General features: G+C 66.0%; 15 protein-coding genes, 1 tRNA gene and 1 pseudogene. 9 read left to right on the top strand and 8 right to left on the bottom strand.

What is annotated here, in order from left to right:
- Positions 1-2: 2 nt before the first annotated feature.
- Genes def (ACFDS3_RS07670) through def (ACFDS3_RS07660) form a run of 3 tightly spaced genes read right to left on the bottom strand, consistent with a single transcriptional unit; the run spans position 3 to position 1,455 of the window.
- Entirely contained in the window at positions 3-497 is a 495-nt protein-coding gene (gene def / locus ACFDS3_RS07670; protein WP_375261761.1) for a peptide deformylase, read from the bottom strand.
- The gene (locus ACFDS3_RS07665; protein ID WP_375261760.1) at positions 497-940 is read right to left on the bottom strand and encodes a hypothetical protein; all 444 of its coding nucleotides are present in this window, start codon (positions 938-940) and stop codon (positions 497-499) included. Before ACFDS3_RS07665 ends, def (ACFDS3_RS07670) begins: the two co-directional genes overlap by 1 nt.
- Positions 937-1,455: a peptide deformylase gene (def, locus tag ACFDS3_RS07660; protein ID WP_375261759.1), complete on the bottom strand. Its 519-nt coding sequence runs from the start codon at positions 1,453-1,455 to the stop codon at positions 937-939. The genes ACFDS3_RS07665 and def (ACFDS3_RS07660) overlap by 4 nt, the downstream gene beginning before the upstream one ends.
- A 93-nt stretch (positions 1,456-1,548) precedes the next feature.
- Here def (ACFDS3_RS07660) and ACFDS3_RS07655 point away from each other — a divergent pair, with 93 nt between their 5' ends.
- The 4 genes from ACFDS3_RS07655 to ACFDS3_RS07640 all read left to right on the top strand — a co-directional run bounded on the left by ACFDS3_RS07655 (position 1,549) and on the right by ACFDS3_RS07640 (position 6,144).
- On the top strand, positions 1,549-2,718 hold the full coding sequence (locus ACFDS3_RS07655) for a MalY/PatB family protein (RefSeq protein ID WP_375261758.1): 1,170 nt from the start codon (positions 1,549-1,551) through the stop codon (positions 2,716-2,718).
- A 54-nt stretch (positions 2,719-2,772) separates the two neighbouring features.
- Complete coding sequence (gene map / locus ACFDS3_RS07650) at positions 2,773-3,519, top strand: type I methionyl aminopeptidase (protein WP_375261757.1); 747 nt, start codon at positions 2,773-2,775, stop codon at positions 3,517-3,519.
- Positions 3,520-3,838: 319 nt separating this feature from the next.
- Positions 3,839-5,107 carry a DEAD/DEAH box helicase gene (locus ACFDS3_RS07645; RefSeq protein WP_375261756.1) on the top strand — a complete coding sequence of 423 codons (1,269 nt, stop codon included), beginning with the start codon at positions 3,839-3,841 and terminating at the stop codon, positions 5,105-5,107.
- A 125-nt stretch (positions 5,108-5,232) separates the two neighbouring features.
- Positions 5,233-6,144, top strand: coding sequence for a sugar kinase (locus tag ACFDS3_RS07640; RefSeq protein ID WP_375261755.1), 912 nt, complete (start codon positions 5,233-5,235; stop codon positions 6,142-6,144).
- An 18-nt stretch (positions 6,145-6,162) separates the two neighbouring features.
- On the opposite strand, the gene ACFDS3_RS07635 is transcribed toward ACFDS3_RS07640, so the two are convergent.
- Genes ACFDS3_RS07635 through ACFDS3_RS07625 form a run of 3 tightly spaced genes read right to left on the bottom strand, consistent with a single transcriptional unit; the run spans position 6,163 to position 8,140 of the window.
- The gene (locus tag ACFDS3_RS07635) at positions 6,163-7,008 is read right to left on the bottom strand and encodes a fumarylacetoacetate hydrolase family protein (RefSeq protein ID WP_375261754.1); all 846 of its coding nucleotides are present in this window, start codon (positions 7,006-7,008) and stop codon (positions 6,163-6,165) included.
- Between the two features lie 39 nt (positions 7,009-7,047).
- Entirely contained in the window at positions 7,048-7,212 is a 165-nt protein-coding gene (locus tag ACFDS3_RS07630; RefSeq protein ID WP_375261753.1) for a hypothetical protein, read from the bottom strand.
- A 4-nt stretch (positions 7,213-7,216) separates the two neighbouring features.
- Positions 7,217-8,140, bottom strand: coding sequence for a transglutaminase-like domain-containing protein (locus tag ACFDS3_RS07625; protein ID WP_375261752.1), 924 nt, complete (start codon positions 8,138-8,140; stop codon positions 7,217-7,219).
- A gap of 464 nt (positions 8,141-8,604) precedes the next feature.
- On the opposite strand from ACFDS3_RS07625, the gene ACFDS3_RS07620 reads away from it, so the two are divergent.
- The 4 genes and pseudogenes from ACFDS3_RS07620 to ACFDS3_RS07605 all read left to right on the top strand — a co-directional run bounded on the left by ACFDS3_RS07620 (position 8,605) and on the right by ACFDS3_RS07605 (position 11,300).
- Complete coding sequence (locus tag ACFDS3_RS07620) at positions 8,605-10,272, top strand: phospholipase D-like domain-containing protein (protein WP_375261751.1); 1,668 nt, start codon at positions 8,605-8,607, stop codon at positions 10,270-10,272.
- 261 nt (positions 10,273-10,533) lie between these two features.
- Positions 10,534-10,710 (top strand): transposase, encoded by a 177-nt coding sequence (locus tag ACFDS3_RS07615; protein ID WP_375261750.1) that lies wholly within the window; start codon positions 10,534-10,536, stop codon positions 10,708-10,710.
- 62 nt (positions 10,711-10,772) lie between these two features.
- Positions 10,773-10,964: pseudogene (locus ACFDS3_RS07610) on the top strand (zinc ribbon domain-containing protein); the annotation flags it as partial.
- Positions 10,965-11,021: 57 nt separating this feature from the next.
- Positions 11,022-11,300 (top strand): hypothetical protein, encoded by a 279-nt coding sequence (locus ACFDS3_RS07605; RefSeq protein ID WP_375261749.1) that lies wholly within the window; start codon positions 11,022-11,024, stop codon positions 11,298-11,300.
- A gap of 157 nt (positions 11,301-11,457) precedes the next feature.
- On the opposite strand, the gene ACFDS3_RS07600 is transcribed toward ACFDS3_RS07605, so the two are convergent.
- Both ACFDS3_RS07600 and ACFDS3_RS07595 read right to left on the bottom strand, forming a co-directional pair.
- A tRNA-Arg gene (locus tag ACFDS3_RS07600) sits at positions 11,458-11,534 on the bottom strand.
- A 59-nt stretch (positions 11,535-11,593) separates the two neighbouring features.
- Entirely contained in the window at positions 11,594-12,043 is a 450-nt protein-coding gene (locus ACFDS3_RS07595; protein ID WP_375261748.1) for a hypothetical protein, read from the bottom strand.
- Between the two features lie 59 nt (positions 12,044-12,102).
- Here ACFDS3_RS07595 and ACFDS3_RS07590 point away from each other — a divergent pair, with 59 nt between their 5' ends.
- On the top strand, positions 12,103-13,077 hold the full coding sequence (locus ACFDS3_RS07590; RefSeq protein WP_375261800.1) for a glutathione S-transferase family protein: 975 nt from the start codon (positions 12,103-12,105) through the stop codon (positions 13,075-13,077).
- Positions 13,078-13,519 lie beyond the last annotated feature (442 nt).

Here is a 13,519-nt window from a genome sequence, read left to right as displayed (position 1 = left end):
AATCAGCCCGCCTTGCCGGACCGCCGGATCAGCATATCGCGCTTGGTGCGGCTCAGCCGGTCCACGAACAGCTTGCCGTCCAGGTGGTCGATCTGGTGCTGCACGCTCGTCGCCCAGAGGTGAACGAAATCCCGCTCCACCACAGCACCCTCGGCGTCCATGAACCGCACCGTCACCGCCCGCGGCCGCGCCACCCTGGCCGACACGCCCGGCAGACAAGGCGAGGCCTCCTCATGCTCGCGATCCTCGACGCTCGCGTGCAGAACCTCGGGATTGGCCATGCGAACCGCCTGCCCCCGCGCGTCGCTAGCATCCACGACTGCAAGGCGCAGCCCCACCCCGATCTGCGGCGCGGCAAGGCCCACGCCGGGCATCGCGTCCATCGTGTCGATCATGTCCTGCCAGATGCCACGGATCTCGTCCGTCACCTCGCCCACGGGCGCCGCAGGCGTTCGCAACCGCCGGTCCGGCCAGCGCAGGATCGGGCGCACCGCCATCAGACGGCCCCCTCTGGCAGCCGGTCCGACAGGTAGCGATCGGCCGAGACGGGCGCATGCATCATGTGCCGCACCCAGGCGTTGCGCTCGTGCGCCAACACGGGCAGCTCCCACACGCAGGCCGCCAGCGGGCGGTCGTCCACCGCGCGGAACCCCGCCCCGTCGTTCAGGCTCAGCCGCTGGCACAGGATGTCGCCATGCGCCCACCAGTCCATCAGCAGCCACGTCCCCATGTCGCCCTCGTGCATCACCGCAAAGCCGAGGTCGTGCGAGCCGCCCTCGGTCGCCGCAGCCTCGGCCATGCGCTCGGCCTCCAGCCGTGCCGCAGAGACGCGCGGCTCGGTCGGCACGGCATGGCCGATGTGGTAGGGCTTCACCCGGATCGACCCGATCCGCCACATCATCAGGTGGCGCAGTGGGCGCGGGGCATAAAGAGGCGTCACGCCCGCGCCTGCTCGCGCTTCATCTTCTGCATCTTGCGCGTGATCATCTGCCGCCGCATCGGCTTGAGGTAGTCGATGAAGAGCTTGCCATCGAGGTGGTCGATCTCGTGCTGCGCGCAGGTCGCCCACAGCCCCGCGAACCGCTCGCGCTGGCGTGCGCCATCAAGGTCGGTCCAGGACACCTCGACCTCGGCCGGGCGCTCGACATCCCCGTATTGGTCGGGGATGGACAGGCACCCTTCCTCGTAGGTGTTCATCTCGTCCGAGGACCATTCGATCACCGGGTCGATCAGGGCCATCGGGCGCGGCTCGACGCCCTCTTCCTTGACGCAATCCATGACGAACAGCCGCTTCATCACGCCGATCTGCGGCGCGGCAAGGCCGATGCCGGGCGCGTCGTACATGGTGTCCAGCATGTCGGACGCCAGCGCGCGCATCTCGGCGTCGGGGGTGCCGATCTCGGTGGCGCGCGACTTCAGCCGCGGATCGGGGTGGATCAGGATGGGACGGATCATGGACAGGGATTTAGGCGAGCCGCCCGCCCTTCGCAACGCCCCGCTTCACGTCCCGCGCCTCGCCTGCTAGCCAAGCTCTCAAAGGAGCACCCCATGAGTTTCGACGAGATCATCGACCGCCGCGGCACCCATTCGGCCAAGTGGGACAAGATGGAAGCGATCTACGGCGTCTCGCCCGACGGCGGCCTTGCCATGTGGGTCGCCGACATGGAATTCCGCCCGCCCCAATGCGTGCAGGACGCCGTGGGCCGGATGCACGCCCAAGGGGTCTACGGCTACTATGGCGGGGACGATGGCTACCGCGAGGCGATCCGCTGGTGGATGGACATGCGGCACGGCTGGACCATCGACCCCGCGCACATCCTGACCACCCACGGGCTGGTCAACGCGGTCGGTCTCTGCGTCGATGCCTATACGCAGCCGGGTGACGCGGTGGTGCTGTTCACACCCGTCTACCACGCCTTCGCCCGCGTCATCGAAGCCGCCGGGCGCGAGGTCCGCGAGCTTGAGATGCCGGTGGTCGACGGCAAGTACACGCTCGACATCGACGCCTTCGACGAGGGGATGCAGGGCAACGAGCGCATGGCCATCTGGTGCTCGCCCCACAACCCGGGCGGCCGCGTCTGGACGGCCGAGGAAAACGCCGCCATCGCCGATTTCGCCACCCGCTACGACCTGACTCTGGTGTCGGACGAGATCCACCAGGACCTCGTCTATCCCGGCAACATCCACCGCCCCATGGCCCTGACGCCGGGGATCGGGGACCGGCTGGTAACGCTGAACGCGCCGTCCAAGACATTCAACATCGCCGGCAGCCACACCGGCAACGTCATCATCGCCGACAACGACCTGCGCGCCAGTTTCGCGGCCCGCATCGCGGCGCTCGGGCTGTCGCCGAACTCCTTCGGGCTCGAGATGGCCGAGGCCGCCTATTCCCCCGAAGGCGCGGCCTGGGTGGACGACCTGATGGCCTATCTCGACGGGAACCGCCGCCTCTTCGACGCCACCATCGCCGACATCCCGGGCCTGACCTCGATGCCGCTCGAAGCGACCTACCTGAGCTGGGTCGACTTCTCGGGCACCGGCATGGCCCCGACCGAGGCCGCACGCCGCGTCGAGCAGGAGGCCCGGATCGCCGCCAACCACGGCGCCACCTTCGGCAAGGGCGGCGACAGCTTCCTGCGCTTCAACATCGGCATGCCGCGCGCCCAGATAAAGGACGCCTGCGCCCGCCTGGAAGCCGCCTTCGCCGACCTTCAGTGATCGTACACCGCGCACCTGACGCAGACCGCACCCCGAACTGACGAAAGACCGACGATGACGATCACGCACCAGGACGAGTTGGACGGGCTGAAGGAGATCGGCCGGATCGTCGCGAACACCATGCACGCCATGGCGAGAGCGATGGAGCCCGGCATGACCACCCGCGAGCTGGACGAGATCGGCCGCGCGCTGCTGGAACGCGACGGGGCCGCCTCCGCGCCGGAATCCAGCTACGACTTCCCCGGCGCCACCTGCATCAGCGTCAACGAAGAAATCGCCCACGGCATTCCCGGCGACAGGGTCATCGCGGCGGGCGACCTCGTGAACATCGACGTCTCGGCGTCGAAGAACGGGTATTTCGCCGATACCGGGGCGACGTTCCGCGTGGATCCCGTCGCCCCGCCGCTCGACCGCCTCTGCCGCGACGGGAAGCGCGCGATGGAGATCGGGATCGCGCAGGTCGGCAGCGACAAGCCGCTCGCGGGCATCGGCAAGGCCATCGGACGGTTCGCCTCCGGCCGGGGCTACACGCTGATCCGCAACCTCGCCAGCCAAGGCGTCGGCCGCTCCCTGCACGAGTATCCCGGCGAGATCGCGACCTGGCCCAACCGCGACAAGCGCCGCATCACCAGGGGCCTCGTGCTGACCGTCGAGCCCTTCCTCTCGACCGGAGGCCTGATGGCGACGGCGGGCAAAGATGGCTGGACGCTCTACAGCGAACCCCGTGCCCCGGTCGTGCAATACGAGCACACGGTCGTCGCGACGGACCGCGGGCCGATGACCGTCACGATGCCGGGCTGACCCCCGCTCCGAACCGGCTTTGTTCCACCGGCGGGATTGACACGAGGCCCTGCGGAATAGATATGACCCCGAAGACGCCGTGTCCCTGCCGCGTGAGCAGACGGGCCACAGGATGGCCCCCTCGGACCGGCGCAGCGTTTCCCAGATCACGCGGGGAGGCAGACGTCACGTCGGCCACGGGGCAATGCGGCCCCTCGGTCAGCCCGTGGCGTGTCCTCGAACGCATGCGGGCCTCGGGCGCGGTCTCCTACGGACCTCCGACGCGGTCTCCTACAGGACTCTCACGAGTCTCCTACACTTGTAATACACGGATTTCCCCATGGATTTCGACATGCTGGGCCTCGCGCCCTCCCTTCTCGACCGCCTGAAAGAGGCCGGTCTCGACACCCCTACCCCGATCCAGGCCAAGGCCATCCCCCACGCGATGGAGGGCCGTGACGTCATGGGCCTCGCCCAGACCGGCACCGGCAAGACCATCGCCTTTGGCCTGCCGCTTCTCGACGCGCTGATCGCCGCGGGCGGCAAGCCCGCTCCGAAAACCGTGCGTTCCCTGATACTTGCGCCCACGCGCGAGCTGGTGAACCAGATCGCCGACAGCCTTCGCCCGCTTGCCGGCGGGGCCAAGATCGGCATCGCGACGGTCGTCGGCGGCATGTCCATCAACCGCCAGATCGGCCGGCTGGAGCGTGGCGCGGACATCCTCGTCGCGACGCCGGGCCGTCTTCTGGACCTTCTGAACCAGAAGGCGCTGACCCTGTCCGAGACGAAGTTCCTCGTCCTCGACGAGGCGGACCAGATGCTCGACATGGGCTTCATTCACGATCTGCGGAAAATCGCGAACCACATCCCGAAAGAGCGTCAGACGCTGCTGTTCTCGGCGACCATGTCGAAGCAGATGAACGAGATCGCCCAGACGTTCCTGCAGAACCCCGTCCGGGTCGAGGTCGCCCCTCCGGGCAAGCCCGCCGACAAGGTCGACCAGGAGGTCCGTTTCGTCCCGAAAGAGGCCAAGACCGAGCATCTGGTCGAGCTTCTGGGTGCGCATCGGGATGCGCAGGCGCTGGTCTTCTCGCGCACCAAGCACGGTGCCGACCGGCTGATGCGACAGCTTGAAAAGGCAGGCTTCCCGGGTGCGGCGCTGCATGGCAACCGATCGCAGAACCAGCGGGACCGGGCGCTCAAGGCGTTCCGCGACGGCGAGATCCGCGTGCTGATCGCAACCGACGTGGCCGCCCGCGGCATCGACATCCCCGAGGTCGAATACGTCTACAACTACGAGCTGCCGAACATCCCCGACACCTACATCCACCGCATCGGGCGCACCGCCCGCGCGGGGCGGTCGGGCAAGGCCGTCAGCTTCTGTGCTCCGGACGAGCTGGAGTACCTGCGCGACATCGAGAAGCTGCTCGGAAAGTCGATCCCGGTCGCCCTGGATGCGTCCTGGGCGCACCTCGCCCCGAGTGCGGCGCCCAAGCCCACGCGGAACCGCCGCCGTGGCCAGAAGCCCGCGCCGAAGCCGCAGGGTGCCTCACAGGGCAAGCCGCGCAGCAGCCGGCCCCGCCGCGCGAAATCCTCCGCACGCGGCTGACGGCCTTTTCGAATGCCGATCACCATCGGCATCCGAACCCGTGCACCTTGTGAGGGTGCCGTGATCGGCTATACCCCGACGCGCGCCGGCCCTTCGATCCGGCGCGCTTTCAGGGGAGAGCTCCGATGAACCGGATCGTCTGCATCGGCGAATGCATGGTTGAACTGGCGCAGGCCGGTCCCGGCACCTATCGCCGCGGGTTCGCGGGCGACACGTTCAATACCGCCTGGTATGCGCGACGCCTTCTCCCCGAGACGGCGCGCGTCGACTACCTTTCCTGCATCGGCGACGATACGATGTCGGACCAGATGGAGGCGTTCATGCAGGACGCCGGCATAGGCACCGGCCACCTGCACCGCATCCCGGGGCGGAGCGTCGGCCTCTACATGATCTCGACGCAAGGCGGCGAGCGCTGCTTTTCCTACTGGCGCGACACCGCCGCGGCGCGCAGCCTCGCCGACGACCGGGCGCGGCTGGATCGAGCGCTGGAAGGCGCCGACATCGCTCATTTCTCGGGCATCACGCTCGCTATCCTGTCACCCGACGCCCGGACGCGCCTCTTCGCCGCGCTGGACTTGGCTCGGAAGAACGGCACGACAGTCACCTTCGACACAAACCTCCGTCCCCGCCTGTGGGAGGACGAGGCCACCATGCGCGGCGGCCTGACCCGCGGCGCGGCGGCGGCCGACATCGTCCTGCCGAGCTTCGACGAAGAGCAGGGCCTGTTCGGGGATGCCACCCCCGAGGGCACGATAGCGCGCTACCGCGGGGCGGGCGCCGGCACGGTCGTGGTGAAGAACGGCGCAGACGAGGTTACCTTCTGGTCCACCGAAGGCGGCATCGACCGGCTGCAGCCCACGCCGGTTGCGCAGGTCGTCGATACCACGGCCGCCGGTGACAGCTTCGCCGGCGCGCTGCTGGCCGCGCGCGCCGGAGGCACCGATCTGCGTGATGCGGTCCGTGCAGCCTCGGACCTGTCGGGACGGGTCATTCAGGCTCCCGGCGCTTTGGTCGAAGAGGCCGTCGCACCCGACTAGACATGGCGCCGGCCCCGGTCAGTCGGCGGCGACAACCTCTTGCCGCTGGATGCCGAGCCCTTCCACCGTCAGCTCCATCACGTCGCCAGGCCGCAGGAACCGCTGCGGGTGCATCCCCAAGCCCACGCCCTCGGGCGTGCCGGTGGCGATCACATCGCCCGGCATCAGCTTCATGAAGTTGCTCATGTAGCTGACAATCTGCGCAACGCCGAAGATCATGTCCGACGTCGCAGAATTCTGCATCGTCTCGCCGTTCAGCGACAGGCTGAGGGACAGCGCCTGCGGGTCGGACACCTCGTCCGCGGTGACGAGCCAGGGACCGATCGGCCCGAAGCTGGGCGCCGACTTGCCCTTGATCCATTGGCCACCGCGCTCGGCCTGGAAGGACCGCTCGGACACGTCGTTGATCACGCAGTAGCCGGCGACGCAGGACAGCGCCTCGGCCTCGGAGACGTAGAGCGTCTCGCGCCCGATCACGACGCCCAGCTCGACCTCCCAATCCGCCTTTTCGGACCCGCGGGGGATCACCACCGGGTCATTGGGGCCGGACAGGGCCGAGCTTGCCTTGGAAAAAAGGATAGGCTCGGCAGGCTCCTGCGCGCCGGTTTCCGCCGCGTGGCGCGCATAGTTCAGGCCAACACAGAAGAAGTTGGGCACGCGCGCAAGGCAGGGGCCAACCCGGTCCGGGGACTCGATCACGGGCAGGCTCGACACGTCGATCCCGCGAATCCGGTCGAGCGCTTCGATCGCGACGTCGGGTCCCGCGAAATCCTCGACATGCGCCGAGAGGTCCCTCACGCGCCCATCTTGGTCGAGAAGCGCAGGCCGTTCGCGGCCGGCCTTGCCTACACGCAACAGTTTCATCGCGGGGTCTCCCTCGTTGCGGCTCGCGGGGGCGTGCCGTCAGGCTGTCGGCAGCTCGCGCGCCGTGATCGTATAGCTGAAGCTGGACGGGTCGAGAGCGTCCAGACGGCGCCCCCCGATCTCGCCCTCGGGGTACATGAGGAAAGGCACCGGCCGGTTTTCCGACCCTGGCAGGACCACGTCATGGGCGAAGTTGTAGCCCACCCAGTTACCCTCCCATCCACCGAAGAGACCTTTGCGCGCGGCGGCGACCTTGGGATGGTCCAGCGGCAGATCCTTCGGCGGCTCTTCGAGCATCACCTTGCGCACGTCGGCAGGATCGACAGCCACCCAGCCGAACTCGTCGAGCCAGACCTCCGCGCGGCAATGCTGGGCCTTGGTCACGTCCTCGGAACGTGCGCCGAGGCTCTTGTAGCCGAAGGCAGGAGGGCGCGATCCGCAGGCCGTAGACGTCGCGCGCCGGCAGCCCTGCGGCCCGCGCGAGCCCGACATAGAGCGCGTTCAGATCGGCGCATTTGCCCGTCAGGTCGCCCGTGACCAACATAGAGGCCACGTCGCCCAGCCCGCAGCCATGCGTCTCGCGCGCGCTGTTCTCGACGACCCAGTCATAGATCCGCCGCGCCCTGGCCCGGTCGCTGCGGGCCCAGCCGACGATGCTGCCCGCCGTGTCCTTCACGATACCATCGGTCGGAATCAGGTCGGTGGAGGCGGTGTAGCGCTGCCGTTCGACCTCGGACAGCGACGGAGCCTCGACGGGCGCGTCCGACAGGTCTGCGTGGCGATCGCGGGTCATGGCGGTCGAGGCGACGGTCAAGGTGCGCTTTCCAGCATTGGCATCCCAGGTGGCGTGAACGAAACGCGCCTTACCCTCGGGGTCCGAGGCGAGGTCCGCATGAGTCGCAGACCCGCTCCACGTCGTCTCGCCCGCCTTCATCCAGCCGGATTCGGAAACTGCGGGCACCGGAACCCAGACCTGCGCCGCCTCGGCGGTCTGCGGCAGGGTGACCTGGGTGACCAGTTCGAAGCGCCGCCAGGCATCCGGCGTGGGCGCGAAGGCTACTCGGCCGCGTCTCGGGAGCGCCGAGACCGTCAGGCCGGCGACGCCGAATTGGATGAGGTGTCGCCTGTCCATCTCGACCTCGCCGCTTGGGAACGCAGTGTGCCTAGGCCGGAACGGCTTGAATCGCAAGCGTGCCGCTATCGATGCCTTGCAGAGAAGTGGCGCGATTGAGAGGCGAAGTCGACAATGTCAACTGTGACTAAGGCACGGAACAACGTTTCGGAAGAGGCGCTGACTCGGCTGCGGATCGCAGAACGGTTACGTCGCTACGAGTACAGCCAAGACTGGCTACGATGTCAGCTGATGGGGCTGTCGCTCAAGGTCAAGCGCCGGCTGAAGGCCACTCTCGCCATCTCATCAGGTGAACGGCAAAAGGCGCTGCCGTTGGCCATCTCGGCCTGGGCCCGAACTCGTCTGCAACAGTGTGGTACAGGTCGCCGGGCGCGCGAGCCCGTTTGCGGATCGGATCTGCGTCGCAGTCGTTGGAGCCATGACTGGCGGCACGAACCACCGTCCAAAAGACAACGGAGGACGTCATGCTCACGACCAAGAGTCAAACGGAAGCCCTGCTTCGACCGGGGGAGACCTGCTGGCGGGTGGCGCGCGCCAGCCGTGCCGCCCTGATCGTCGACGCGGCCGACTATTTCCTGCATCTGCGCTCTGCGCTGACCAACGCCGAGCAGGCGGCCTATCTGATCGGCTGGGACTTCGACCTGCGCATCGAGATGTTGCCGGGCCAGAGCGACGAAGATGGGAATGCACCCGACGGCTGGCCCAACCATCTGGGGGACTTCCTCAAGGCCCTGGTGGACCGGCGCCCCGAGTTGCGCCTGCATATCCTCAAATGGGACGGCGCAATGCTCGTCGAGATCGCTCAGCAGGCTTGGGAGACGCTGAGCCTCAAGATGGCTTCCGATCGCATCCACTTCGCGCTCGACAGCCAGCACCCGGCCGGCGCTTGCCACCACCAGAAGATCGTCGTGATCGACGACCGCCTGGCCTTCTGCGGCGGGATCGACGTCACGACGGGGCGCTGGGACACGCGCGACCACGCGCCAGAAGACGACCGCCGGGCCGACCCCGACGGCTCGCTGCACCAGCCCTGGCACGACGTGACCACCGCGCTGGAGGGGCCGGCGGCTGCAGCCCTCGGCGATCTGGCGCGGATGCGCTGGCGCTCCGCCACCGGAGAGGAATTGCCTGTTCCGGAAGCCGCAAGCTCCTCGTCCTGGCCGGATGATCTGGAGCCGGATGTCCGCGATGTCGAGGTCGGTATCGCCCGCACCGAACCACGCTATCGAGGCACCGAACTGGTGAACGAGATCGAGGAGCTTTACCTCGCCGCTATTCGTGCCGCCCGTCGCACGATCTATGTCGAGAGCCAGTATCTTGCCGCCGGCTCTATCTGCGAGGCGATGGAGGCGCGCTTGGCCGAGCCCGACGGACCGGAGATCGTGATCGTCAACCCGCAGTCGGCCCAGAGCTTTCTGGAGGACGAGGCGATGCATTCCGTCCGCTCTCGGATGATCGAGCGCCTGCGAGACGCGGACGAGCGCGGCGGTGGCGAACGTTTTTCGATCTTCCACCCCGCGAACGCGAATGGCACGCCGATCTACGTTCATGCCAAGGTATTCGTGGTCGACGACTGGTTTCTCAAGATCGGGTCGAGCAATATCGACAACCGCTCCATGGGCTTCGACACCGAATGCGACATCGCCATCGAAGCCGCTTCCGAGGCGGAGCGTGCCCTGATTCGAGATTTCACGCTCTCGCTGGTGGCCGAGCATCTTGGCTGCGACCAGGACGAGGTGCGCGCAGCATGGCGGCTCAGCGGCTCGCTTTCCGTCGCGATCGGGACGCTGCGATCGCCGGAGGGGCGGAGCCTGCATCCGATCGAGCCGCAGCCGCTCGACCCGCTGGAGCGGACGCTGGCGGACACGCGCATCTTCGATCCTCGGCATTGGCCGCGCAACCGCATCCGCCCGAAGGACCGCGTCAAGCACGCCGCCAAACGCACCGTTGAACCCTATCAGTTCGAGGCAACCGGCCTTGCCACGATCCTCTTGGCGGCAGGTGTCACGGGGCTCGGTATCTGGGTCGGAAACCGAATGTTGCGGCGCTCTCGGCGGCGGCAACTCGCGGCGCCCGCGATCAGCACGGACCGAACCTTCCGTCCATCGGTGCCGCGCAAACCGCAAGGCTGACGACGCCATGCCAAGGGCCACCTCTGACGGAACGCCTCTGCCGGGACCACAAACGCGTCATGCAGTCCAGAGTTTTGCCGACGCTGACTGACAATCACACAGCCTGTCGCCCCGCGTTCTTGATCGCAGATTGGAACGGGATCTGAGGCAGCACTGCGCCAGTAAAAGGCGTAGATCCGGAGGCAGCGCCGTCCTGCCGTTCGTGCACAACGCAGCAATGGATAGGCGCCATCAGTCCTTGCGTAGGACGGAGTCTTCGGGGTGCGGCGGCGGCCTCAGGAATCTGTGGTGCTCCAGATCATCTCGGCAGGCAACCGGATCGAAATCATGTTCGGACGCCTGAAGGATTGGAGGCGCGTGGCGACGCGTTATGACCGAAGCCCAAAAGTCTTCCTCTCGGCCATCGCCCTCGCCGCTACCGTCATCTTCTGGTTATGAGTCCAGAGCCTACACGACGTTCGAGAGAATTCAAGAGCGCTTGACGTCCACCGCGAAAGCGCCTGCGCGCAAGGAATATCAGGGCAGACTTCCCGCTGCGGGGGTTTATCCACTGCAATGACTGTGAGACGGCACTAACGGCCTGCTGGTCAACCAGCAAGACGGGCAAGAAGCATCCATACTATCTTTGCAAAACCAAAGGCTGCGAGAGTTATCGCAAGTCGATTCGGCGCGACCAGCTGGAAAAAGATTTCGAAGAGCTTCTCCAGACGCTGGAGCCGTCCAAGGGGCTCTTCCAAGCGGCGAAGGCAATGTTCCGTGACATCTGGGATGCTCGGCTGGCGCGGTCCGATGAAGCAACTAAGACGCTCAAGAGTGACCTCAAGAAGATCGAAGGCCAGATCGAGACGATGCTCGACCGGATAGTCGAATCGAACACGGGCAGCGTGGTGGCGGCTTATGAGAAGCGTATCAGTAAGCTGGAAACACAGAAGATTCTGATCGAGGAGCAGGTGGCAAAATCTGGCAAACCGCTGCACACCCTAGAGGAGTCGTTCGAACTCGCCCTGCATTTTCTGTTAAGTCCTTGATATATTTGGAAAAATAGCTCGTTGGCATGGCAGAAAACGGTGCTCCGACTGGCATTTGTAGAGCCTGTTCGGCGCTGCCGAAATCGGGGCGTTCGAACCCCACAAATATCCTTCCCTTTCAAGGTGTTGGGGGATATTTCAACCGCTAAAAGTGAAGTGGCGCGCTGGGGAGGATTCGAACCCCCGACCCTCTGATTCGTAGTCAGATACTCTATCCAACTGAGCTACCAGCGCGTGGAGCCGTCACCTATCCCCCTATAGCGCAGACCGCAAGGGGGGTAGGCGATTTTTCTTCAAAGACCTGGACGGGCGCGGTCCGGCGAGGGCAGCAGCGCCATCGGATCGGGTTCGGGCGCATAGTCGCGCGGCGGCGCGTCGGCGTGGCGCGTCAGGCGCTTGAAGTGGAAGCGATGCTCCCTCGCATCGACCACATCCGAGCACAGGAGCACCGACGCGATATGCTGGTCCCCCCGATAAAGCTCGGCGAGGCCCGGCACCTTCCGGTCGTCACCTTTCTTGATCGACAGGCCCTTCGCCCATAGCCGCTCGACCGGAGCGGAATGGTTGCCCCACACCAATCTGTACTGTGGTGTCGGCGCGCGGCCGGCCGCGGGATCATCTGCGAAAATCTCCCAAGACATCATCATCCTCCTGAAGCCGCCCCGGAAGGTGGATGCCGGCGGCGTGCCTTCAAGAAGGCGTATAATACAGTTTCCTAACAAAATCACGCCGCGTTGCCGCATGAATGGCCACTTGGAAACCCGCACCTATGTCCCTGCTCAACAAGATGGAGAGGACCGACATGGGCAAGCTGATTGACGGCGAATGGCGGGACGTCTGGTACGACACTGACGCGACAGGCGGCGAGTTCCAGCGCTCCGCCCAGGAGTTCCGCAACTGGATCACGGTGGACGGCAGCGCCGGGCCAACCGGAGAAGGTGGCTTTGCGGCCGAGGCGAACCGCTACCACCTCTATGTCTCCTACGCTTGCCCTTGGGCAAACCGGGCCCTTTTCTTCCGAAAGCTCAAGGGCCTGGAACGCTACATCGACGTTTCGGTGGTGCACCCCGAGATGCTGTCCGAAGGATGGGAGTTTCGCACCGATTTCCCCGGCGCCACCGGCGATAAGGTCTACGGCCTGCCCTACCTGCGGGACGTCTACCTGCGCGCGATCCCGCAGATGACCGGCCGTGTCACCGTACCCGTGCTGTGGGATCTCAGGCGCGAAACGGTGGTCTCGAATGAATCGGCGGACATCATCCGCATTTTCAACTCGGCCTTCGACGACCTGACTGGCAATCACGACGACTATTATCCCGTGGACCTGCGTGACCGGATCGACGAGATCAACGACCGGGTCTACGATACGGTCAACAACGGGGTCTACAAGGCCGGCTTCGCGACGAGCCAAGGCGCCTATGACCGCGCTGTCCACGCGCTGTTCGATTCGTTCGACTGGCTCGAGGGGCTCCTGTCGCAGAACCGCTATGTCGTGGGCGACCGGATCACCGAGGCGGACTGGCGTCTCTTTTCGACGCTGGTGCGGTTTGACCTCGTCTACCACACCCACTTCAAGTGCAACCGCAGCTTCCTGCGCGAATACCCGAACCTCTGGGCCTACACGCGCGAATTGTACCAATGGCCGGGCATCGCCGAAGAGGTTCACTTCGACCACTTCGTCCGGCACTACCACTACAGCCACGACATGGTGAACCCGCACAGGATCATTCCGATCAACCCGGTGCTCGACTGGAATGCGCCGCACGGACGGGGCTGACGGCTTCATATTGAACCGACGGGGACGCGGCTGTGATCGACGGCAACGCGCCGGTCCGTATCATCCCGCATGGTACGACCGCCGCACGTGTCTGCAACGACAGCCCCGCGCGAACCAATCGTCTGAGCGCTTTTCGCATCCACAGGAATTTTGCCTAAGCCTTATGCAGCGCGCCGCAGCCGAGGGAGCGGACTGACGGCGCCTCCTTCCCGGGCAGACTGCTTCGGTCTTGTCTGGGGCGATACCTCACGGCTAGACGCATGGTCCTCAGGTGAGCCGGGCAACAGTGGCGGCCCCTTCTACGAAACGCACGGGGCCACCGGAATCAGCTTGAGCCTCCGCGGCAGAGATCCCGGCCCCCCCATACCCAAAGTCCAAGCTTCCGCCGCCTCACCTGCCGGCTCGTCTGGCCAGGCGCCTTTCGATCTGCACCATCCCGTCG

It is taken from the genome of Palleronia sp. (assembly GCF_042089775.1).
GTDB lineage: Bacteria > Pseudomonadota > Alphaproteobacteria > Rhodobacterales > Rhodobacteraceae > Palleronia.
Note: the sequence above shows the minus strand (reverse complement) of the source record. Positions and strands in the feature narration are given on the sequence as shown.